Origin of the sequence: Zeimonas arvi, from assembly GCF_008039575.1 — a bacterium.
GTDB classification, from domain to species: domain Bacteria; phylum Pseudomonadota; class Gammaproteobacteria; order Burkholderiales; family Burkholderiaceae_E; genus Zeimonas; species Zeimonas arvi.
In genome coordinates this window covers 757,744-779,680 of record NZ_VDUY01000001.1, presented here as the reverse complement: position 1 = coordinate 779,680, position 21,937 = coordinate 757,744, and the positions used below count along the sequence as shown (strand labels likewise).

General features: G+C 71.9%; 23 protein-coding genes. 10 read left to right on the top strand and 13 right to left on the bottom strand.

Annotated elements, in window-relative coordinates; genetic code table 11:
* Positions 1–20 precede the first annotated feature (20 nt).
* The gene (locus tag FHP08_RS03605) at positions 21–3,203 is read left to right on the top strand and encodes a PAS domain-containing hybrid sensor histidine kinase/response regulator (protein ID WP_147702912.1); all 3,183 of its coding nucleotides are present in this window, start codon (positions 21–23) and stop codon (positions 3,201–3,203) included.
* An 8-nt stretch (positions 3,204–3,211) separates the two neighbouring features.
* Here FHP08_RS03605 and FHP08_RS03600 read toward each other — a convergent pair whose 3' ends face one another.
* Positions 3,212–4,081: a S1 family peptidase gene (locus tag FHP08_RS03600; RefSeq protein WP_147702911.1), complete on the bottom strand. Its 870-nt coding sequence runs from the start codon at positions 4,079–4,081 to the stop codon at positions 3,212–3,214.
* 80 nt (positions 4,082–4,161) lie between these two features.
* Here FHP08_RS03600 and FHP08_RS03595 point away from each other — a divergent pair, with 80 nt between their 5' ends.
* The 6 genes from FHP08_RS03595 to FHP08_RS03570 all read left to right on the top strand — a co-directional run bounded on the left by FHP08_RS03595 (position 4,162) and on the right by FHP08_RS03570 (position 9,204).
* On the top strand, positions 4,162–4,530 hold the full coding sequence (locus tag FHP08_RS03595) for a hypothetical protein (RefSeq protein WP_147702910.1): 369 nt from the start codon (positions 4,162–4,164) through the stop codon (positions 4,528–4,530).
* A 153-nt stretch (positions 4,531–4,683) separates the two neighbouring features.
* Positions 4,684–5,346, top strand: a complete 663-nt coding sequence (locus tag FHP08_RS03590; RefSeq protein ID WP_147702909.1) for a copper-binding protein — start codon at positions 4,684–4,686, stop codon at positions 5,344–5,346.
* Entirely contained in the window at positions 5,343–6,755 is a 1,413-nt protein-coding gene (locus tag FHP08_RS03585; protein WP_147702908.1) for a TolC family protein, read from the top strand. Before FHP08_RS03590 ends, FHP08_RS03585 begins: the two co-directional genes overlap by 4 nt.
* Positions 6,756–6,799: 44 nt before the next feature.
* On the top strand, positions 6,800–8,188 hold the full coding sequence (locus tag FHP08_RS03580) for a multicopper oxidase family protein (protein ID WP_147702907.1): 1,389 nt from the start codon (positions 6,800–6,802) through the stop codon (positions 8,186–8,188).
* 34 nt (positions 8,189–8,222) lie between these two features.
* Positions 8,223–8,726, top strand: a complete 504-nt coding sequence (locus FHP08_RS03575) for a cupredoxin domain-containing protein (RefSeq protein WP_147702906.1) — start codon at positions 8,223–8,225, stop codon at positions 8,724–8,726.
* Between the two features lie 4 nt (positions 8,727–8,730).
* On the top strand, positions 8,731–9,204 hold the full coding sequence (locus FHP08_RS03570; RefSeq protein WP_147702905.1) for a DUF411 domain-containing protein: 474 nt from the start codon (positions 8,731–8,733) through the stop codon (positions 9,202–9,204).
* Here the strand turns inward: FHP08_RS03570 and FHP08_RS03565 are convergent.
* From FHP08_RS03565 to badH, 5 genes are all read right to left on the bottom strand, one after another.
* Positions 9,195–9,380 carry a hypothetical protein gene (locus FHP08_RS03565; protein ID WP_147702904.1) on the bottom strand — a complete coding sequence of 62 codons (186 nt, stop codon included), beginning with the start codon at positions 9,378–9,380 and terminating at the stop codon, positions 9,195–9,197. The genes FHP08_RS03570 and FHP08_RS03565 overlap by 10 nt on opposite strands.
* A 242-nt stretch (positions 9,381–9,622) precedes the next feature.
* Positions 9,623–10,387, bottom strand: coding sequence for a hypothetical protein (locus tag FHP08_RS03560; protein WP_147702903.1), 765 nt, complete (start codon positions 10,385–10,387; stop codon positions 9,623–9,625).
* Positions 10,388–10,520: 133 nt separating this feature from the next.
* Positions 10,521–11,672, bottom strand: a complete 1,152-nt coding sequence (gene aliB / locus FHP08_RS03555) for a cyclohexanecarboxyl-CoA dehydrogenase (protein WP_147702902.1) — start codon at positions 11,670–11,672, stop codon at positions 10,521–10,523.
* Positions 11,673–11,694: 22 nt separating this feature from the next.
* Positions 11,695–12,477, bottom strand: coding sequence for a 2-ketocyclohexanecarboxyl-CoA hydrolase (gene badI, locus FHP08_RS03550; RefSeq protein ID WP_147702901.1), 783 nt, complete (start codon positions 12,475–12,477; stop codon positions 11,695–11,697).
* A 38-nt stretch (positions 12,478–12,515) separates the two neighbouring features.
* On the bottom strand, positions 12,516–13,283 hold the full coding sequence (badH, locus tag FHP08_RS03545; protein WP_147702900.1) for a 2-hydroxycyclohexanecarboxyl-CoA dehydrogenase: 768 nt from the start codon (positions 13,281–13,283) through the stop codon (positions 12,516–12,518).
* A 234-nt stretch (positions 13,284–13,517) separates the two neighbouring features.
* Between badH and FHP08_RS03540 the strand changes: the two genes are divergently transcribed.
* Both FHP08_RS03540 and FHP08_RS03535 read left to right on the top strand, forming a co-directional pair.
* A complete protein-coding gene (locus tag FHP08_RS03540; protein ID WP_222707813.1) occupies positions 13,518–13,970 on the top strand; it encodes a MarR family winged helix-turn-helix transcriptional regulator in 453 nt (150 codons plus the stop codon).
* Between the two features lie 50 nt (positions 13,971–14,020).
* Positions 14,021–15,838 (top strand): chloride channel protein, encoded by a 1,818-nt coding sequence (locus FHP08_RS03535; protein ID WP_147702898.1) that lies wholly within the window; start codon positions 14,021–14,023, stop codon positions 15,836–15,838.
* 6 nt (positions 15,839–15,844) lie between these two features.
* Here FHP08_RS03535 and FHP08_RS03530 read toward each other — a convergent pair whose 3' ends face one another.
* Positions 15,845–16,342 carry a hypothetical protein gene (locus tag FHP08_RS03530; protein WP_147702897.1) on the bottom strand — a complete coding sequence of 166 codons (498 nt, stop codon included), beginning with the start codon at positions 16,340–16,342 and terminating at the stop codon, positions 15,845–15,847.
* Between the two features lie 175 nt (positions 16,343–16,517).
* On the bottom strand, positions 16,518–16,997 hold the full coding sequence (gene moaC, locus FHP08_RS03525; protein WP_147702896.1) for a cyclic pyranopterin monophosphate synthase MoaC: 480 nt from the start codon (positions 16,995–16,997) through the stop codon (positions 16,518–16,520).
* 148 nt (positions 16,998–17,145) lie between these two features.
* On the opposite strand from moaC, the gene FHP08_RS03520 reads away from it, so the two are divergent.
* Positions 17,146–18,588, top strand: a complete 1,443-nt coding sequence (locus tag FHP08_RS03520) for a M48 family metalloprotease (protein ID WP_187272152.1) — start codon at positions 17,146–17,148, stop codon at positions 18,586–18,588.
* A 25-nt stretch (positions 18,589–18,613) separates the two neighbouring features.
* Here the strand turns inward: FHP08_RS03520 and FHP08_RS03515 are convergent, their stop codons facing one another.
* The 5 genes from FHP08_RS03515 to FHP08_RS03495 are packed head-to-tail and all read right to left on the bottom strand — an operon-like array spanning position 18,614 to position 21,929.
* Entirely contained in the window at positions 18,614–19,162 is a 549-nt protein-coding gene (locus FHP08_RS03515; protein WP_147702894.1) for a DUF2946 family protein, read from the bottom strand.
* Positions 19,155–20,192: a YheT family hydrolase gene (locus FHP08_RS03510; protein ID WP_147702893.1), complete on the bottom strand. Its 1,038-nt coding sequence runs from the start codon at positions 20,190–20,192 to the stop codon at positions 19,155–19,157. The genes FHP08_RS03515 and FHP08_RS03510 overlap by 8 nt, the downstream gene beginning before the upstream one ends.
* Positions 20,192–20,620 carry a YybH family protein gene (locus FHP08_RS03505; protein WP_147702892.1) on the bottom strand — a complete coding sequence of 143 codons (429 nt, stop codon included), beginning with the start codon at positions 20,618–20,620 and terminating at the stop codon, positions 20,192–20,194. Before FHP08_RS03505 ends, FHP08_RS03510 begins: the two co-directional genes overlap by 1 nt.
* A gap of 33 nt (positions 20,621–20,653) precedes the next feature.
* Entirely contained in the window at positions 20,654–21,676 is a 1,023-nt protein-coding gene (gene waaF / locus FHP08_RS03500) for a lipopolysaccharide heptosyltransferase II (RefSeq protein WP_147702891.1), read from the bottom strand.
* 49 nt (positions 21,677–21,725) lie between these two features.
* Positions 21,726–21,929: a zinc-finger domain-containing protein gene (locus tag FHP08_RS03495; RefSeq protein ID WP_147702890.1), complete on the bottom strand. Its 204-nt coding sequence runs from the start codon at positions 21,927–21,929 to the stop codon at positions 21,726–21,728.
* Positions 21,930–21,937: the final 8 nt, after the last annotated feature.

Sequence of the window (21,937 nt, the reverse complement as noted above, 5' to 3'; positions counted from 1 at the left end):
CGACGATTGGCAGGCAGGGGATGGAGCTGACCACCGAGGTCTTCTTCGAGAACAATCCGGTCCCGATGTGGATCTACGATCGCGAGACGCTCGCGATCCTCGAGGTCAACCGAGCCGCCGTTGCCGCCTACGGGTATTCACGCGACGAGTTCCTCCGGCTGACGATCGCCGACATCCGGCCGCCGGAGGACGTGCCCGCGCTCGCCGATGTGGTTCGCACCGGAGTGCCCGCGCTGAGCCACTCCGGCGTCTGGCGCCATCGACTGAAGTCGGGCGCGATCATCCATGCCGACGTGACCTCGCACGAGGTCGCGTATCGCGGCCGCGGCGCGCGGCTGGTCTCGTGCCGCGACGTCAGCCACCAGGTCGCGATCGAGCGCGAGAACGCCGCGCTGCTCGCGCGCGAGCGCGAGGTCCGGCGCCTTGCCGAGGACGCGGCGGACCGGTTCCGCACCTTGTTCGAGGCGGCCCCCGGCGCCTTCCTGGTGCTCGCCCCCGGAACCTGGGAGATCGTTGCGGCCAGCGACGCCTATCTCGAGGCGACGATGCGCTCTCGCCGGGACATCGTGGGTCGGCAGTTGTTCGACGCGTTCCCGGCGGATCCGGCCGATCCGTCCGGCGACGGCGTGCAGAAACTGCGCGAATCGCTCGAGCGCGTCGAGGCCACCGGCCAGACCGACGTCATGGCCATCCAGCGCTACCCGATTCCGCAGCCGCCCGAACACGGCGGCGGGTTCGTCGAACGATGGTGGAGCTCGGTCAACACGCCGGCGAAGGCCCCGGACGGCGCGATCCTGCACATCATTCATCGGGTCACCGACGTCACCGAGGTGGTCCGCGGCCCGGCCGGCGATGCGATACCCGACGCGTCGCCGGACAGCGCCGGCGCGGTCGCCTGGTCGCTCGGCGAAGTGCTCTCCTCGGTTCGCGAATCGACTGCCGCAAGCACGCGCATGCGGGCCGAGGACGGCTACCTCAGGCTGGCCAAGCGGATGCTCGGCTTCGGGATCTGGAGCCTGGACGTCGACACTCGGGCCGTCCAGTGGTCGGACAACGTGTACCGGATCTTCGGGCTCGGGCGAGGCGAATTCGCGGGCAGCTGGACGGCCCAGCTCGAGCGGGTGCATCCCGAGGACCGGGACCTGCTGCAGGCATCGCTCGACGCGTTCCTGGCATCGGGCAGGCGGCGCATGGATTTTGCGCATCGCCTGGTGCGCCCCGACGGGACGATCGCCCACGTTCGCGGCGCGGCCGAGCTCGAGGGCGGGCAGGAACATCGCCGGCTCATCGGCGTCGTCCAGGACATCACCCGGGAGCTGGCATCCGAGAGCCAGCTCGCCAGCACGCTCGAGCAGATCAGCGATGCGTTCTACACGCTCGACGAATGCTGGCGCTTCAGCTTCCTGAACGGGCAGGCCGAGAAGCTGCTGCGCCGGGCGCGAACCGGACTGCTCGGCCGCGTGGTGTGGGACGAGTTTCCCGGGGCGGTGGGCACGACCTTCCAGCAGCAGTACGAACGGGCGGTGCAGGCCAGGGAGACGGTGCGGTTCACCGAGTACTTCGCGCCCCTGGACAGCTGGTTCGAGGTCGTTGCCTATCCGACCGCGGGCGGCCTCGCCGTCTACTTTCGCGACGTGACCGAACGCCGCCGGGCGGAGGAGGCCCTGCGCGCCAGCGAGGAGCGCTTCCGGCTGATCGCCCGGGCGACGAACGATGTCATCTGGGACTGGGATCTGCGGGCCGGCACGGTCTGGTGGAACGAGGCCATGCACCTCGTGTTCGGATTCCGGCGCGAGTCGCTCGAGCCGGGCCCGGAGTCCTGGCTGGGCCGGATCCATCCCGACGACCGGCCGCGAGTCTCCGCCGGAATCCACGCGGCGATGGATGGCGTCGCCACGACCTGGGCCGACGAGTACCGGTTCGTCCGAGCGGACGGCCGTTACGCGACCGTCGCCGACCGGGGCTTCGTGATCCGCGACGGGGCCGGCAAGGCAGTCCGGATGCTCGGGTCGATGACCGACATCACCGAGCGGCGGGAGCTCGACGAACGCCTGCGCCAGTCGCAGCGGCTCGAGGCCATCGGCCAGCTCACCGGCGGCATCGCCCACGACTTCAACAATCTGCTGACCGTGATCATCGGCAACAGCGAGATGCTCTGCGAGGAGCTCGCCGACCAGCCGTCGCGCAAGCAGCTGGCCGACATGACTGCCGCCGCCGCCGAGCGCGGCGCGGAGCTGACGAATCGCCTGCTCGCGTTCGCGCGCCGCCAGCCGCTCGAGCCGCGTCCGATCGACGTGAACCGGCTCGTGGCCGGCATGGACGGGCTGCTGCGCAGGACCCTGTCCGAGGACATCGAGATCGAGTTCGTTCGCGCGGCGGGATTGTGGATCGCCGAGGTCGACGGCGCGCAGCTCGAGTCCGCGCTGCTGAACCTGGTGATCAACGCGCGCGATGCGATGCCGGACGGCGGGCGGCTGACCATCGAGACCGGCAACGCCTCGCTCGACGAGGAGTATGCGGCGATGCACGGCGAGCTCGTGCCCGGCCAGTACGTGATGGTCTCGGTCTCGGACACCGGCACCGGCATGCCGCCGGACGTGGTTGCCCGGGCCTTCGACCCCTTCTTCACCACCAAGGAGGCGGGCAAGGGCAGCGGCCTGGGGCTCAGCATGGTCTACGGCTTCGTGAAGCAGTCGGGCGGCCATGTGCGGATCTACTCGGAGCAGGGCGAAGGCACGACGGCCAGGCTGTATCTGCCGCGGGTCAAGGCCGGTTCGATCGATCAGCCTGCGCCGGCGCGCGGCGCCGGGGTGATCGGCGGGGGTGAACACATCCTGGTCGTCGAGGACGACGACCTGGTCCGGGAGCACCTGATCGCGCAGCTCCGCGGCCTCGGCTACCGGGTCACCGGAGCCAGCGCCGGCCGCGCGGCGCTGGCCGAGCTCGAGCGCAACGCCGACATCGATCTGCTGTTCACCGATGTCGTGATGCCCGGTGGCATGAACGGGCGGCAACTCGCCGACACGGCGAGGGCGCGGTGGCCCGCCCTGAAAGTGCTGTTCACCTCCGGCTACACGGAGAATGCGATCGTTCACCACGGACGTCTCGACCGGGGCGTGCATCTGTTGAGCAAGCCATACCGCCGAGGGGAACTCGCCGCGAAGCTTCGCAGGGTGCTCGACGAGCCGAATCGCGGCGCCTGAGACCCGGGTCAGCCGGGCTGCCGCTGGCAGGCGATCGGCACGGTCCAGTCGCGCGCCCGCGCGGCCACTTCCTGGTTGCTCAGCGCGGGGCCGTCGGCGGGGCCCAGCTCGTAGCGCACGTCGTTGGCCTCGAGCAGCCGCTTGAGCGGCGCGAGCCGCACCGCGAAGTTCACGTTCTGGGGCAGGTCCCCGGTCAGCTGGGCGACGCGCAGCGCGTTGAGCTTGGCGAACACCACGCCGATCACCTGGCCGCGCCGATCGAGCAACGGTCCGCCGCTGTTGCCTTGCTGCAGCGGCGCGTCGATCTGCAACTGGTCGGGGTCGTTGCGGATGCCGGTCAGCGCGGTGACCATGCCGGCGCCGAGCTGGCCCGAGGCCGACAGCATGCCCGGCAAGGGGTAACCGTAGACCAGCACGTCCTCGCCCTGCACCGGGTCGTCGTCGGCCCGCAGCACCGCCCCGGACGGCCCCGGCGCGCCGGCCAGCAGGGCCAGGTCGTGCTTGCGGTCGGCGGCGACCAGCCGCAGGTTCCCCGTGGCCTTGTTGCCCGCCACGATGCCGATCGCGGTGCAGCCGTCCACCACGTGGCGGTTGGTGACCAGATGCCCCGCGTCGCCCACCCGGAAGGCAGTGCCGAAGGCGATCCGCCGTGCCGCCCGCGCCTGCGGGGCGCCGGTGCCGGCGGGGTCGCCCGGCGAGGCTTGCGGAGCCGGCGCCGGCCGAGGGCGATCGAGCAGCGAGCCGGGCACCGGGGTGGGGGCGGGCGGCAGCTGCGCCCGCGCGGCGGACGGACAGGCCGCGGCCCCGAGCGCGGCCAGCGCCGCGAACCCGAGGATCGCCGCGCGATGGAGCCTTGCCGTGACCGGGGACTGCTTCATGTGCGTAATGCTAGACTCATTCGCCCGACGCAGTGAGCGTCGAAAGTCACCGACCCCACGGACCGACGCTGCCCTTGCCCATGTTCCGCCGCCTGATTGCCGCCCTGATCGCGCTGTGGCTCCCGCTGCAGCTCGGGACGGCCTTCGCGGTGTCGGCACCCATGCAGGTCGCGGCGGGGGTGGGCCAGCACGCTTGCCACGGGCACGACGCCACGCCGGAAGGTCATGCATCGGCCGCGCATGCCGCGCCCGCCGCCTGCGCCAAGGCCGACGCGCACGATGCCGCGAGTTGCGTGGACTGCGCCTTCTGCTTCGCATCGTCGATCGCGCTGGTGTTGCCGGGCGCTTCGGTGCCGCCGGCGGAGGCGTCCTGCTCGGCGGTGGCCTCCCGCGCAGACCGCTTCGACAGCCTGAACCAGGTTCCTCCGGATCCCCCTCCCATCGCCTGAACGCGGATAGCGGACCGGCGCACCGTCGCCGGCCCGGGGCGGCCTCACGGCCGCCGTTGCCGGTCGCGGGCGGGATGACGCCGCCCCCGCCGGCTCATCCGGTCCCGCCGCCGTCCCGGCGGCAGGCCGGCATCCGAGACGTTCAGGTGAATCATGTCCAGACTCGCATCACGCGCCGCCCGCGTCGTCGCTGCCGCTTCGCGCGCAGCGCTTCCGACTCCGGCGGCCACGTTCACCGCGCTTGCCCTGTCCGTGGCCGTTCTGGCGTCGGCCGCGCGGGCGGCGCCGCCGGCCGCGCCGGCCCCGTCCGCTTCGCCGCTCGACCCCGCAGCGCCTGCCACCGCGCTGCCGCAGCGCCAGGGCCTGGCCGGCGGCTATCGTCCGCTGCCCGCCCTCGAGCCGCTTCCCTGGCGGCGGTTGTTCGACGACTCGGGGGACTTCGTCGACCACGATCGTCCGGCCGGCGCGCCGCAGGCCGGGCGTGAGCCGGGGCCGCAGGCCGAGCGCCCGCCGCTGGCCCAGGCCGCGCCGGCCGCTCACGGCCACGGCGGCGCCGATGCGTCGTCCGGTGCGTCGGCCCCCGCCGGCGCCGACGCGGTGGCGACCGTGCTCCGGATCGACCGGGAGGCGCAGCGCGTGCGCCTGCGCCACGGACCGATCGCCAAGCTCGAGATGCCGGGGATGACGATGCTGTTCCAGGTCGCCGATCCTGCCCTGCTCGACGCGGTGAGCGTCGGCGAGACGATCGGCTTCCGGGTCGAGCAGCGCGGCCAGGCATTCGTGATCATCGACTGGGTCCGGGAGGGCGCGAAATGAAAGGGATCACCCTGGCGCTCCTCATGCTCGTCCTCGGCGGTTGCGCGCAGTTCTCGGCCGACGGCGGACTCGACCCGGCCCGCCGGCTCGCGGCCGAGCGCTTCGGCACGACCGTGGGGCCGCTGCGCGACGACGAATCGCGCCGCAAGGTCGATGCCGAGGTCGAGCGGCTGCTGAGCGGCATCCTCGACGCCGATGCCGCGGCGAAGGTCGCGCTGCTCGGCGCGCCGGCGCTGCAGGCGAGCTTCGCGCAGCTGGGCGTGGCCGAGGCCGACCTGGTGCAGGCCGGCCGCCTGCGCAATCCGGTGCTGTCCTGGATGAAGGTGGACAACGACGCCGGCGACAGCAAGCGCGAAGGCGTGCTGTTGTTCGACCTGGGCGGCCTGCTGCTGATGCCGCTCGCGCGGGAGGTCGAGACTCGTCGCTTCGAGGCAGCCCGGCTCTCGGCCGCAGCCGCGGTCGCCCGCGTGGCGCTCGAGGCGCGCGCCGCGTGGTACGAGGCGGTCGCCGCCCGCGAGGCCGAGCGCTACCTGGCCGACGTCGTCGAGGCGGCCGAGATCGGCCGCGACCTGTCGGTGCGGATGGCGCGCGTGGGCAACTGGCCGCAGGCCAGCGCGGCGCGCGACCAGCTCTTCTACGCGGAGTCGCTCGCGCAACTCGAGCGCGCCCGCCAGCATACGGTCGCGACGCGCGAGCGGCTGGTGCGCGCGCTCGGCGTATGGGGACCGCGCGCCGAGCTGAAGCTGCCCGAACGTCTGCCCGCGCTGCCGGAGCAGCTCGCCGAGGCAGGCGACCTGGAAAACCAGGCGATGCGCCAGCGCTTCGACATCTCGGCTGCGCGCGCCGGGCTCGAAGGCACGGCCCGGGCCCTCGGCCTGACCCGCGCGAACCGCTTCGTCAGCCTGCTCGAGATCGGCCCCGCCCGGGTGCGCGAAGGCGACCACGCCTGGATGCGCGGCTACGAGCTGGAGCTCGCGATCCCGCTCTTCGACTGGGGCACGGCGAAGGTGGCGAAGGCCGAGTCGCTGTACATGCAGGCGGCGGCCGAGGCGGCGCGGGTGGCCATCGACGCGCGTTCCGAGGTGCGCGAGTCCTGGCAGGGCTGGCGATCGGCCTGGGAGCTGGCGCGCCACTATCGGGACGAGATCGTCCCGCTGCGCAAGCGCATCTCCGACGAGCAACTGCGCAAGTACAACGGGATGCTGATCGGCGTGTTCGACCTGTTGGCCGACGCCGGCCAGAAGGCCGCCACCGTCAACGCCGCCATCGCCGCGCAGCGCGACTTCTGGCTTGCCGACGTGCGGATGCAGGCGGCCATGCTGGGCGCGGGCGGCGCCGAGGTCGCGCCTGCCATGGCCGCGGCCGGGCAGGGCGCCACGGTGCAGGCCGGCGCGGGCGCGCCCCACTGAGCGCGCCCGCCGAACGAGCCGACTCCACGAACGGAAAACGAATCATGGTTTCACGCAGACAGTTCTTCGGCCGCGGCGCGGCGCTCGCGCTCGGCGCCGGCCTCGTGTCGAAGGCCGGGGCGGCCTCGCTCCCCGAGGCGCCGCAGATGGACAGCGCGGCGATGCAGCCGCCGCTCGCGCCGCCCGATGGCCGCCCCTATCGGCCGGTCGCCACGCTGAACGGCTGGACTTCGCCGTGGCGGGCCAAGGACGGATGGAAGGAGTTCCACCTGGTCGCCGAGCCGGTGCAGCGCGAGATCGCGCCGGGCATGGTCGCCAACCTCTGGGGCTACAACGGCCAGTCGCCGGGCCCGACGATCGAGTGCGTCGAGGGCGACAAGGTGCGCATCTTCGTCACCAACCGGCTGCCCGAGCACACGACCATCCACTGGCACGGCATCCTGCTGCCCAGCGGCATGGACGGCGTCGGGGGCCTCACGCAGCCGCAGATCCCGGTTGGCAAGACCTTCGTCTACGAATTCGAGATGACGAAGTCGGGCACCTTCATGTACCACCCGCACGCCGACGAGATGGTGCAGATGGCGATGGGGATGATGGGCTTCCTGGTGGTCCACCCGAGGAACCCGAAGGCGGTGCGCGGCTACGCCGAGGTGGACCGGGACTTCGTCTTCCTGATCAACGCCTACGACATCGAGCCCGGGTCGGCGACGCCGAAGATCAACACGATGCTCGACTTCAACCTGTGGACCTGGAACAGCCGGGCCTTCCCGGGCATCGACCCGCTGGTCGTGCGCAAGGGAGACCGGGTGCGGATCCGCTTCGGCAACCTGACGATGACCAACCACCCGATCCACCTGCACGGCTACGACTTCGAAGTCTCGGGCACCGACGGCGGCTGGGTGCCGAAGACCGCGCGCTGGCCCGAGGTGACGACCGACGTCGCGGTCGGACAGATGCGCGCGATCGAGTTCGTCGCGAACGCGCCGGGCGACTGGGCCTTCCATTGCCACAAGTCGCACCACACGATGAACGCGATGGGCCACGACGTGCCGACCACGATCGGTGTCGACTTCCGCGAGGTCGCGAAGCGCATCGAGCGTCTGGTGCCCGGCTACATGGCGATGGGCGATCGCGGCATGGCCGACATGGGCGAGATGGAGATGGAGCTGCCGGCGAACACCCTGCCGATGATGACCGGACGCGGCCCCTTCGGTCCGATCGAGATGGGCGGCATGTTCACCGTGGTCAAGGTGCGCGAAGGGCTCGCCGCGAACGACTACCGCGACCCGGGCTGGTACGCGCACCCGCCGGGCACCGTGGCGCGCGAGTGGACAGGCGAGCCGTTCGCGGCGCCGCGAGCGACGGGCGGGGCCGCGCATTCACCGCCCGTCGAACTGCAGGTCCGCAAGCCCGGCGCGCACGGGCACCACTGACCCGAAACCGATACTCCGAGAAAGGAAGACACCGATGAAGTTCCACACCCCGATCCTCGCTGCGCTGTTCGGATCGGCGCTGCTGGCGGCCGCTCCCGGCGCCTCTGCGCACGGCTCGTCGCACGATGCGTCGCATGGCCAGAAGGCCCTGGAGGTCGTCGAGACCGCCTTCGGCCGCACCGGCGATCCGTCGAAGGCCGCCCGCACGATCCGCATCGACATGAGCGACACGATGCGCTTTTCGCCCGATGCGATCCAGGTCCGCCGGGGCGAGACGGTGAGCTTCGAGATCGCCAATGCGGGCCGCGTCCTGCACGAGATGGTGATCGGCACCGAGGCCGAACTGAAGGCGCACGCCGAGATGATGAAGAAGTTCCCCGGCATGGAACACGAGGAGCCCTACATGGCCCACGTGGACCCGGGCAAGAGCGGCCGCATCGTCTGGCAGTTCACGAAGCCCGGCGAGTATCGATTCGCCTGCCTGATTCCCGGGCATTTCGAGGCCGGCATGGTCGGCCGCATCACCGTCACGGAGTAACGAGATGAACCGATCGAACGATCGTCGCAAACTGTTGGCTGCGGCGTCCGCAGCGGTGGCCGCAGCCCTGGCAGCGCCGGCCATGCCGGCCTTCGCCGCGCGCGCCCGGCCGCTGCTCGAGGTCTGGAAGTCCCCCACCTGCGGTTGCTGCGGCGCCTGGATCGAGCACATGCAGGCCGCCGGCTTCGACGTGCGGATCCACGACGTGGGCAACGCGGCCGCGCGCGCGAAGGCCGGCCTGCCGGCGAAGTTCGGGTCCTGCCACACGGCGCTGGTGGACGGCTACGTGGTCGAGGGGCATGTGCCGGCCGAGGACGTGATGCGCCTGCTGGCGCAACGCCCGGCCGCGCTCGGGCTCGCGGTGCCCGGCATGCCGATCGGCTCGCCGGGGATGGAGCAGGGCGATCAGCGGGATCCCTACGACGTGCTGCTGGTTTCCCGGGAGGGGGGCGCCTCGGTCTGGCGCGCCTATCGCTGACGGCCGGCCAGCGCCGCCACGATCGCGCCGAGCAGGGCCAGCGTGAGGCCCGGCGCGGCAGCCCCGGCCGGATGCGCGGCGTGCGGCTGCGCCTGCACGGCGAGCGCGAGGCCGCTCGCGCAAGCGGCCAGCGCCAGCAGCCGGCAGCCGAGGCAGGCAGCTCGCAGCCTGCGCATCGTCGAGCCCTCGTTCGCATCCGGGTCGCGGATCGTCGCGTGCTCGCCCGCCCGGTGGCGACCTGCGCGTTCGCCTGCGGCGGTCTCGTCGTCTCTCCGGAAACTGCTTCGCCTCGTGCTGCCTCGTTTCATCGTCGCCTCGCTCGTTCGCATTCGGTGAGGCGATGATCGGCAGGCCGGCGAGGGCGCGGCAAGCGCGGCGCGCGCGGTAGCGCGGCGTGATACCCCGGGGCGCAGCGGCTTCAGCCGCGTCGCTGGCGGATCCGGTGCACGGACCAGCCCGCCAGCGCGGACGAGGCGGTCGCCACCACGAAGGACGGCAGGCTCGCGTTCCAAAGCCGCAGCAGCATCACCAGCGCCACGAAGAACACCACGAAGCCGACCAGCCCGATCGCGAAGCCGCGCAGCAGGGTGACCGTGGCGGCGTGGCCGTGGACCGGTAGCGTGAAGCTGGGCAGGATGCTGCCGCTGATCGGCCAGGCGAGCATCAGGCCGCTCACCGCGGCGGGCACCCGCTCGGTGCTCAGCAGGATCGCCGCGGCCAGCACGAAGCCCGCGGCGACCCGCATCAGGACCTCGCCGCGCGGCACGTGGACCGCGCCGCTCGCCTTGGGTGCGCGCGGCATGATCGCCCAGGCGATCCAGGGCCCGGCCAGCGCGAGCGCGAACACGAACCACACCGGCACCCAGGCGGCGGTGGTGAGGCTTCCGACCGCGAAGAAGGCCAGCGCCGCGAAGGCCAGGCAACCCCACCAGGGCAGCCGGCGCGACAACCAGGCGAAGGTCACGATGTGCGCGATCGACGCCGGGCAGCCGGCCAGCGTGGCCTGCGCGATGTCGGCCACCTGCGCCGGCGGCAGGTCGATCATCAGCGCCGCGACGATCGGCCCGCCGATGATCGGGAAGCCGGCCAGCAGCCCCGAGATCGCGTGGCCGAAGCGCCGCGCGGCCAGGGTTGCGAGCAGGATCGAGGCCGGGACGAGGGCGAGCTTGAGCAGCAGGAGCATCGAACGAAGGCGTCGGCAGGTGGGCACCGGGCCACATCGGCGATGTGCGTGGGCCGTTCGCCCGACGGCCCGGTCCCCGGCATGGTGACATGATTCGGAGACGAACCCGGTCCGCTTTCCGGACCCCGCCCGCTCACGCCGGCACCGAACCTCGCCCCGCCCGCCCGCGCGCGATGATCGTCTTCATGATCTGCGCGGTGCCGTCGCCGATCTGGAAGCCCAGCACGTCGCGCAGCCGCTGCTCCATCGGACCGCGGTCGTAGCCGCCGTGCCCGAAGGACAGCAGGCACTGGTGCACCGTGTCGTAGGCGAGCTTCGGGCCCCACCATTTGCACATCGCGGCCTCGGCCGTGTGCGGCAGGCCCTTGTCCTTGAGCCACAGCGTCTGCAGGCACAGCAGCCGCGCGGCCTCGACCTGGGTCTCGTAGTCGGCGAGCGGATGCGAGACGCCCTGGAAGGCCGACAGCGGCTTGCCGAAGGCCTCGCGCTGCGCGACGTACTCCCAGGTCTCCTCGAGCGCGACGCGCGCCACCGCGAGCACCTGCAGTCCGATCAGCGCGCGCGAGAAGTCGAAGCCCTGCATCACCTGCACGAAGCCCTGGCCTTCCTGCCCGAGCAGGTGGCTGGCCGGCACGCGCGCGTTCTGGAAGAAGATCGAGCCGCGGCCGATCGCGCGCTGGCCGTGGCAGTCGAAGCGGGTGGTGGTCACGCCGGGCGTGTCCATCGGCACCAGGATGGCCGATACGCCGCGCGCGCCGGATTCGACCGTGCCGGTGCGCGCGAAGAGCACGGTGGCGTCGGCCTGGTCGGCCGCCGAGATCGAGGTCTTCTCGCCGTCGATCACATAGTGGTCGCCGTCGCGCGTCATCTTGAGCCGCAGGTTGGCCGCGTCCGAGCCGCCGCGCGGCTCGGTCAGCGCGATCGCCAGCAGCGCCTCGCCCCGGGTGAGCCGGGGCAGCCAGTGTGCGGCGACGTCGGGCCGCGCGTGCTCGGCCAGGATCTGGCCGGTCAGCGAGGCGAGCAGGTTGATGTAGGACAGGCTCAGGTCGGCGCGTGCGATCTCCTCGTGGATCACCCCGGCGGCCAGGCAGCCCATGCCCTGGCCGCCGTACTGCTCCGGCAGCTCGGGCGCGATGAATCCCATCTCGCCCATCTGGCGCATCAATGCGCGGTCGAGCACCCGGGTGCGGTCGCGCTCGAGGAAGCCGGGTGCGATCCGGTCGGTCGCGAAGCGCCGGGCGTGCTCGCCGAGCGCCGCGAGATCCTCGTCGATGTAGGGGTTCATCGCCACTCCTGGCTGCCGGTGGTCACTTGGCGTACTTGCGGAAGTCGGGCTTGCGCTTTTCCTGGAAGGCCTTGACGCCCTCGCGCGACTCCTCGGTGTCGTAGTAGAGCTTGAGCGCGTACATGCCCATGCCGGCGATGCCCGCCTGATGGGCGGTGTCCATGTTGAACGAGCGCTTGGCGATCGCGAGGGCGGTGGGGCTCTTCTCCATGATCTCGTCGCACCACTTCTGCACCTCGGCGTCGAGCTGCTCGTGCGGCACCACCGCGTTGATCAGGCCCATGGCCAGGGCCTCGGCGGCCGGGTAGCGGCGGCACAGGTACCAGATCTCGCGCGCCTTCTTCTCGCCCACCACGCGGGCGAGGAAGGCGGTGCCGAAGCCCGGATCCACCGAGCCCATCTTCGGGCCCACCTGGCCGAAGATCGCCTTCTCCGAGGCGATGGTGAAGTCGCAGATCGTGCACAGCACGTTGCCTCCGCCGATCGCATAGCCCTGCACCCGGGCGATCACCGGCTTGGGCACGTCGCGGATCGCGTTGTGCAGTTCCTCCACCGGCAGGCCGATGGTGCCGCGGCCGTCGTACTGGCCCTCGTGGGCCGACTGGTCGCCGCCGGTGCAGAAGGCACGCTCGCCGGCGCCGGCGAGCACGATGGCGCCGATCTCGCGGTCGTAGCCCGCGCGGTTGATCGCGTGGATCAGCTCGTCGCAGGTCTTGCCGCGGAAGGCGTTCATCTTCTCGGGGCGGTTGATCGTGATCCAGGCCGCGCCGTTGCGCACTTCGTACAGGATGTCTTCGTAGTTCATGTCTCGTTCCGTTCTGATGGTGTGATGGATTCGCATCCTCAGCCGGCCATGGTGAGGCCGCCGGAGACGCTCAGGACCTGGCCGGTGATGTAGGCGGCGTCGTCGCTCGCGAAGAAGAGGATCGCGCCGGGCAGGTCGTCGGGCTGGCCGATGCGGCCCAGCGGGATCGAGCGGGTGAAGGCCTCGACCAGCTTCTCGGGGTTGCCCGCGCCTTCCTTGTAGTCGGCGAACAGCGCGGTGTCGGTGGGGCCGGGGCACACCACGTTGACCGTGATGCCGTGGCGGGCGTGCTCGCGGGCGATGGTCTTGGAGAAGGCGACCAGCCCGCCCTTGCAGGCGGCGTAGACCGCCTCGCCCGAGGAGCCCACACGCGCCGCGTCCGACGACACGTTGACGATCCGGCCGCGCCGCCGCTCGACCATGCCGGGCAGCACCGCGTGGTGCATGTGCAGCGCGCCGACCAGGTTGATCGCGATCAGCCTGTCCCACTGCGAGGGCTCGGTCTTCGTGAAGGGCTTGAAGATGTCCCAGCCGGCGTTGTTGACCAGCACGTCGATCGGGCCGAGCTGCCCGGAGGCGGCCGCCACCGCCGCATCGACGCTCGCGCGGTCGGTGATGTCGCAGGTGATCGCGGCAGCGGCGCCGCCGGCGGCCTGGATCTCGCGGGCCACCGTGCCGGCAGCCTCGGGGTTGCGATCGAGCACCGCGACCCGGGCGCCGGCCTTCGCGAAGCGGCGGCAGGTCGCCCCGCCGATGCCGCCGCCGCCGCCGGTGACGATCACGGTCTTGCCTTCGAATGCGTTCAAGGGTTCCTCCTTCATGGATGGGGCTCCACGGCATGTCCTGGCCGGGAACCGGGGTCTGGTCGGAATTGTATGTCAATATATTGACTGATATGATCGATCAAGACAAGCGTTTTCCCCGAGGCTCATTCCGTTCCGGGCGGGTGCGCGATGACCAAGAGACGAGCCATGAAGACAGAGAGCAATAACACCGATTCGGGGCACATTCCGGCGGGTGGCGCGATCGATGCCACGCGCATGGATCTCGCCAACCGTCTCTTCTTCCGTCTGTACCAGTGCGCCAATATGTTGCATAAAACCGGCACACGCGCGGTGGAGGAGGAAGGGCTCACCACCCAGCAGTGGGCGGTGCTCGGGGCCTTGTCCAGGCCGCAGGCGGGCGACGGGATGACCGTCAACGAGCTCGCGCGCTACCTGATGGTCAGCCGCCAGAACCTCTCGGGCCTGATCGGCCGGATGGAGCGCGACGGTCATCTCGCCAGCGCGCCCGACGGGCAAGACCGCCGTGCGCGGCGCATCACGATGACGCCCTCCGGGCGACGCGTCTGGACCGTGCTGGCGCAGCCCAAGATCGAGGCCTATTACGCCCGGGCCCTCGAGGGCTTCTCGGTCGACGACATGGCCCACGCGATCCACTACCTGCTCAAGCTGCTCGACAACATGGCGCGACTGGACACGCAGGGGCGTTAGCATCGGGCTTTTCCAGCCGGGCGGTGCGCCCGCCCTTGCAGGGGAGAGCCTTGCCCTCGGAAGCGCCTTCATCAAGCAAGCAGTCCGGACCTGGCGCCGCGCGGCAGCGCGGGCGGTCAGGCGGGGCCGCCTCGCGCGCGGCCTTCGACGACTTCCGCGTCTACCTGTCGAGCGCCGACGCGCTGCTCGGCCTGTCGCTGCTCGGCGTGGCTGCCGGCGCGGTCACCGGCGCGGTCATCGTCGCCTTCCGTCTCCTCACGGAATGGAGCCTGGTGCTGGCGGGCGTCATGCCGAATGCCGAGCGCTTCGAGGCGCTGTCCTGGGAATGGCGGCTGGGCCTGCCCATTGCCGGCGGCCTCGCGATCGGCCTCTTGTTCCGGATGTTCGCGGTGGGTGCGCGCCAGGTCGGCCCGGTGCACGTGATGGCGCAGCTGGCCTCGCAGGGCGGGCGCCTGCCCTGGCGCAACGCGGTGCTGCAGTTCTTCGGCGGCGCGATCTCGATCGTTTCCGGGCACTCGGTCGGCCGGGAAGGCCCGGTGATCCACGTCGGGGCGGCCAGCGCGAGCCTGCTGGGCCAGTGGATGCGCCTGCCCAACAACAGCATCCGCACGCTGGTCGCCTGCGGCGTGGCCGGCGCCATCGCCGCCTCGTTCAACACCCCCATCGCGGGCGTCGTGTTCGCGATGGAGGTGGTGATGCTCGAGTACACGCTGCTCGGCTTCGCGCCGGTGATCCTCTCGGCGGTTGCGGCCACCTCGCTCAGCTGGCTGGCCTACGGCCCCGACCCGGCCTTCGCGGTGCCCGGGCTGCAGCGGGTCTCGCTGCTCGAGCTGCCCTGGGTCGCTCTGCTGGGCGCGGTCGTCGGCTGCATGGCCGCTGCCTACGTGGCCGGCGTGCGCGAGGTCGACGAGCGCTTCCGCCACCTGCCGCTGGTGCTGCGCACCACGCTCGCCGGCGCCTTCTGCGGCCTGTGCGCGCTGGTCGCGCCCGAGATCATGGGCCTGGGCTACGACACGGTGCAGCTCACGCTGATCGGCGGCATCGGGCTGGGCGCGCTGGCGCTGATCGCCGCCATGAAGCTGGTGGCCACGATCGCCTGCGGCGGCCTGGGCCTGCCGGGAGGGCTGATCGGTCCGATGATCGTGATGGGCGCCACCGCGGGCGGCGCGCTGGGCATCGTCGGCCACGCGATCGTGCCCGACGCCAGCGCTTCGCCGGCCTTCTACGCGGCGCTCGGCATGGTGGCGATGATGGGCGCCAGCCTGCAGGCTCCGCTGGCCGCGCTGATGGCGATCCTGGAACTGACCGCCAACCCCAACACGATGCTGCCCGGCATGGTCGCGGTGATCACCGCCTTCCTGGTCGCGCGGGTGGCCTTTCGCCAGGACCCGATGTTCGTGTCCATCCTGCGCTCGCGGGGCATGGACTTCCGCTTCGATCCGATTGCCCAGGCGCTCGAGCGCACCGGTGTCGGGGCGGTGATGAGCCGGCGCTACGCGGTCGTGGCGCGCGACGCCGACGCGGCGGCGCTGGATCGCGCGCGGGTCGGCAGGCCGGACTGGCTGGTGGTGGTCGACGGCGAGGCGGTGGTCGGCGTGCTGGCCGCCGGGGCGCTCGGGCTGCAGGCCGAGGACGAAGCAGGGCCGGCGGCGGATCCGGGCGCGCAGGCGGCGCCCATGGCGCTGCCCGGAAAGCTGCCCGCCTTCGCCACGGTGGCGATGCACGCCACGCTGCGCGAGGCGCGCGCCGCGCTGGACGATCGTCGCGCCGAGGCGGTGCTGGTCTGCGGCGGCGCGGCTCGGCGCAAGCAGGTCTACGGCGTCATCGGCCGGCAGGATATCGACTCGGGCGCCCGCAACGGCTTCTGACCCGGCTCAGCGATCGTGGCCGCGGCCCTTGCCGTTGCCCTTGCCGTGGTCGTCGCCCCGGCCCTTGCCGCGGCCGCGATCGTCGTCGCGCCCGCGGCGATCGTCGCGATAGTCGCCGCGGTACTCCACACGGCGGTCGTCGCGCGCGTCCATGTGACGCCCCCGCGCCTGCTCGCGATAGCGCGGCGCGTACACGTCGTTGTACCAGCCCTCGTCGACGAAATAGACCGGCTGGCCGCAGGCGCCGTACTTGTGGCAGTGCTTGCGCCAGTTCTTCGCGTGGCCCGGCGGCACGTGCAGGTAGGCCGGACGCCGGACGACGCCGACCGGCACCGGCTCGATGATCATCGGCTCGGCGTAGAGCAGCCGGGGCCGGGGGAAGTTCCCGATGTCGAGCCGGCCGTAGAAGCCGGGCTGGCCGATGCTGACCGACACACCGACATCGGTCGCGAATGCCGGCGTCGTGACGGCGGCCAGCGCGGCCGCGAAGAGGAAGCGCTTCATGTCGGGGTTCCTGGTACGAGCGGGTCGGTCAAGGGTTCGGGGGGCGTCGCGGCAGCTTCCGGATCGCCTGCATGCTGCGCCTGGCATCCGACCATGGGCGAGGCGGCGCGCAAAGCGCGAGCCGACGTTCGGCGCGGCGGGGCCGACCGCGAGCGGTGCCGGGCCGCGCCCCCCGTCAGGCCGCCACGAAGCTCCCGCTCTTGCCGCCGTGCTTCTCGAGCAGGCGCACCTGCTCGATCACCATGCCCCGGTCGGCGGCCTTGCACATGTCGTAGACGGTGAGCAGCCCGACCTGGACCGCGGTCAGCGCCTCCATTTCCACGCCGGTCTTGCCGTCGCACTCCACGGTGGCGGTGCAGTGCACGGTGCTGGCGGCCTCGTCGATCTCGAGTTCCACGGCGACCCGGGTGATCGGGATCGGATGGCAAAGCGGGATCAGGTCGGCGGTGCGCTTGGCACCCTGGATCGCCGCGATGCGGGCGATGCCGATCACGTCGCCCTTCTTCGCGCTGCCGCGCTTCACCAGCGCCAGGGTTTCGGGCTTCATGCGGATGCTGCCTCGGGCCACCGCCACACGGTGGGTGACCGCCTTGTCGGCGATGTCGACCATGTGGGCATGGCCGGCGGCATCGAAATGGGTAAGGGTCTGTTTCATGGGTCGACTTCGTCCGGGAACTATCATAACAATGCGATGCGCCGCAGGCGGCCGGGCAATGGGGCCGGCGGCGGCGCGGCGAGGTTCAGCATTGAGTCCGGGGTTCCTGTCCTTGTTTTCCATGGCCGCGTTCCGACGAGCGGCCGCGGTGCTGGTCGCCGCGGCGGTCGCGTTCGCGCAGCCGGTCGCGCTGGCGCAGTCGGCCAACCTGCCGCGCCTGGGCGACGCGGGGGCCGAAGAGCTCTCGCCGACCATGGAGCGCCGGATCGGCGAGCAGATCGTTCGCGACATGCACCGCGAGCGGGTGATCGCCGACGATGCCGAGGTCACCGACTGGCTGAACGCCTTCGCGGCCCGGCTCGCGTCGACTGCGCCCGCGGCCGGCTACAGCCTCGAGCTCTTCCTGATCCGCGACGGCACGCTGAACGCCTTCGCGTTGCCAGGTGGATTCATCGGCGTGCACAGCGGCCTGATCGTGGCGGCCCAGAGCGAATCCGAACTGGCCTCGGTGATCGCCCACGAGATCGGCCACGTCACGCAGCGCCACATCGCGCGCATGCTGGCGCGCGACCGGCAGGCCTCGGTGGTCATGCTGGCGTCGCTGGTGCTCGCGGCGCTGGCGGCCAGCTCGAATCCGCAGGCCGCGCTGGGCGTCGCGTCGCTGGGCAGCACCGTGGCCCAGCAGCAGATGCTCGGATTCTCGCGAGAGGCCGAGCGCGAGGCCGACCGGATCGGCCTGGACATGCTGCGCGAGGGCGGCTACGACGCCAACGGCATGGTCGCCATCCTCGGCAGGTTGCAGCAGGCCGGCCGGCTCTACGAGAACGGCGCGCCCGACTATCTGCGCAGCCATCCGGTCACCTCGGAGCGGATGGCCGACATCCAGAACCGGCTCCGCGAGACCCGTTATCGCCAGCACGCCGACAGCATCGATTTCCTGCTGGTGCAGGCCAAGCTTCGCGCGCTGGCCGGCAGCGACGTCGACACGCTGGCAAGGGCGGCGGCCACCTTCGAGCGCCAGTTGCGCAAGCGCACGATCGACGAGGCAGCCGGCTGGTTCGGCCTGGCCACGGTGCGCAATGCCCAGCGCGATCCGGTTCGGGCGCGCGAGGCGCTGGCCGAGGCGCGCAAGCGGGCCGGCGCCCATCCGATGATCGAGCGCCTGGCTGCGCAGATCGCGCTCGACGCGGGCCAGCCGGTGCGGGCGCGCGAGCTCGCCGACGCGGCGCTGGCGCAGCAGCCCTCGAACCGTGCGCTGATTCGCGTGAAGGCGCAGGCGCTGATCGCGGCGCGCGAGCATCGCGCTGCGGCGGACATGCTGGGCAAGGCGGTCGAGATCCACGCGTCCGACGCCACGCTCTGGCGCTTGCTGGCCGATGCCTGGAACGGCGCCGGCGAGCCGGCGCGCGCGCATCGGGCGTCGGCCGAGCACTTCGCGCTGCTCGGGGGACTGCCGGCCGCGATCGACCAGCTCAGGCGCGCGCGCCAGGCGGGCACGCTGGACTTCTATACCGGCTCGCAGGTCGACGCACGGCTGCGCGAGCTCGAGCGCGAGTACCTGCGCGAGCGCGAGGAGCGGGAGCGACGCTGAGGACGGAGGCGCGACGGACCCGATCCTAGGGCCGCGGCCGCATCACGAACCCGAGCGTGCCGGCGGGGTCGGCGGTCTCCGCCAGGGCGATCTCCCTGCCGCCCAGAGCCAGCACCATGGTGTCGCCGCGCTCCTCGATCGCCAGCGCCCCCAGGTCCAGGTCGTGCACCCCCCCCGGCCCCAGGTCGGTGGCCAGCAGGACCTCGCCGTCGGGCCCGACCCAGCCGGCGTCCACCCGCGATACCGGTTCGCCGGTGTGCGCGACCAGCCGCGCGTCCCGGCCCTCGCCGAACACCCTGAACACCAGCGGCGCCGCGTCCAGGTCCGCGTAGACCCGCTGCGGCCCGTTCTGCCAGTACCAGCGCCCCAGATCGTCGTGCGCGTAGTTGCGGTGAATGAACTCGACGATGGGCGGACTGGTGATCGGGCTGCCCCGACCGTCGCGCGACTCGTCGAAGCCTTCCTGCCCGCGGTCGATCAGATGCCAGCCGCCGCGCCGGTCCAGGCGCAGCCAGCCATGCACCGCCGGCACGTTCGGCCAGCGGGCCATGGCCTTCAGGACCTGCTCATCCATCGCCGTGCTCCGGATCGAGATGCTCGAGCAGCCGCGCCGGCAGCCAGTCGAGCCTGCCCGGCGGCACGCCGGTCGCGAAACCCACGTGGCCGCCCTCGGCCGAGTAGTCGAGGCGCACCGCGGCCGAGACCTCGGCGGGGCCGGCCAGCGCGCCGGCGGGCAGGAAGGGGTCGTTGTACGCGTGGACGATCGCGGTCGGCACGCGGATGCCGCGCAGGAAGGGTTTGCACGACGAGCGCCGCCAGTAGTCCTGCGCGCCGGCGAAGCCGTGCAGGGGCGCGGTGACCGCGTCGTCGAAGTCGAAGAAGTCGCGGGCGGCCAGCACCCGCTCGCGATCGAAGAGGCCGGGGTGGCGATCGAGCTGGGCCAGGCTCTTGCGCTTGAGCGTGACCAGGAAGTTCGCGGTGTAGACGCGGTTGAAGCCTCGCGCCAGCGCCGCCGCGCCGGCGGCCAGATCCTGCGGCGGCGAGACCGCTGCCGCCGAGCGCACGAAGGCCGCCGACTCGCCGCGCTCGCCCAGCCACTTGAGCAATGCGTTGCCGCCCAGCGACACGCCGACCGCGTGCAGCGGCGCGCCGCGTGCGGGGCCCGCCGCGAAGCGGCGCAGGATCCAGTCGATCTCCTCGGAGTCGCCCGAGTGATAGGCCCGCGGCAGCCGGTTCGGCGCGCCGCCGCAGCCCCGGAAGTGCGCGACCGCGCCGCGCCAGCCCCGCGCGGGCAGCGCCGCCATCAGCGAGCGGGCGTAGTGGCTGTCGGAGTCGCCCTCGAGGCCGTGGAACAGCACGACGAAGGGCCGGACCTCATGGCGGGCAAGCGGGCCGGATCCGCCGGTGTGGACCGCCCCGCGCGGCGGATCGTCGGCGAGCAGGTCGATCTCGATGAAGTCGCCGTCGGGCGTGTCCCAGCGCTCGCGGACGTAGCGCACCGGCGGCTTCGGCGCGAGCGTGGCCGGCCATATCGTCTGCAGGTGCGGGCCGCGCAACCAGCGCGGAGGCCGGTAGCCGTCGCGGCGGCCGTCCCGGGCGCGCATCAGTGCAGCACGGCCCCGGCCGGAGCCGAGGGCTCGGTCTCGGCGGCGGGAGATCCGTGGTGAAGCACGACCCGCCAGCCGGCCGCGCCCTTCACGTAGACGTTGGTGACCACGCACTCGACCACCTGGCTGCCCGTCCGGCCGTTGATCGTGATCTGCTCGATAAGGTTGTGCACCGAGACCACGCCGCTGCTCTGGACCGCGACGTCGCGCGTGCGCACCGTCACGCCGCCGCCGGAGAAGATCGACTCCCAGGACGCCCGGATCGTGTCGAGGCCGATCAGGCGGGCGCTGCCGGGATGGATGCAGGTCACTTCGTCCTCGGTCGACCACAGCGCCATCATCGCCTCGAGGTCGCCGCGCCGCATCGCGTCGTAGAAGGCTTCCTCGACCGATTCGGCGGTGTCGAAAAGCGGGCTGCGGCGCATCGGGGCTTCCTTCGGGGTCGTGGACTGCCGGACCTACCCGGCCAGGGCGGCCCGCAGCGCGCGCATTGCCCGCGCCGGCTCGATCCGGTTCAGGCAGTCGAGGTGGCCGAGCGGGCATTCTCTTTCGAAGCAGGGGCTGCAGTCGAGGTGCAGCCATTCGACCCGCGCGTGCCGCGAGCGCGGCGGTGTGTGGCGGGGGTCCGACGACCCGAACAAGGCGACCATCGGCCGGTCGAAGGCAGCGGTCACGTGCATCAGCCCCGAGTCGTTCGAGGCCACGCCGGCGGCCGACGACAAGAGGGCCATCGCTTCGGCGAGCGTGGTGTCGCCGCACAGGTTTCGCACCCGTGCGCGGCTCTGCGCGGCGATTTCGTCGCCGATCGGCCGGTCCCTGGGACCGCCCAACGCGACCACCTCGGCCTCGGGCCACGCCGCGCGCAGCAGATCGGCCAGACCCGCGAAGTGCCGCGCCGGCCAGCGCTTGGCCGGCCCGAATTCGGCGCCCGGGCACAGCGCGAACAGCGGGGCTCCGGCCGGCAGCGCCAGCCGCTCTCGGGCCGCGTGCGCGAGCGCCGGATCGATCGTCAGCCTCGGATCGGCAACCGGGCCGTCGGGCGCGCGGCCCGGCTCGAAGGCGAGCGCGGCGTAGTGATCGACCATCGGCGGGCGCTCGGCGCCCTGCCTCCGGTCCTCGTGCATCCGGTTGAGCATCAGCCGCCGCGCCTCGCCGCGATAGCCGATGCGCAGCGGGATGCCGGCAAGCCAGGGCACCAGCGCGGACTTGGCGGAGTTCGGCAGCACCACCGCGCGCGCGTAGCGGGCGGCTCGCAACGAGCGCGCCAGCCGCCAGCGACCGGCCAGGTCGAGCTTGCCGTGCACGTTCGGCGACTCGATGACCGCGTCGACCTCGGGCATTGCCCGGTAGACCGGGGCGATGTGCGGCGGGCAGAGCGCGTGGATCGGCGCGCCGGCTTGCTGCGCGCGCAGCAGCGCCAGCAGCGGCTGCGACATGACGGCGTCGCCGATCCAGTTCGGGGCGACGATCAGCGTTCGCATGGGCCGGTGGCGCGCGCCGCCGGCAAGGGCGGCCTGCGCGCCAGGTTCCTCAGTGGTGTCCCTTGATCACCGTGCCCGGCCGCAGCCGGTACAGGGTGCCGCAGTACGGGCACTTGACCTCGCCGGTGTGCACGATGTCGAGGAACACGCGCGGATGCGACGACCAGACCGGCATCTTCGGATTCGGACAATGAACCGGCAGGTTCTTGCCCTCGACCTCGACGATGGCCGTGCTATCGGTGGCGGCGGACATGGCTGCGT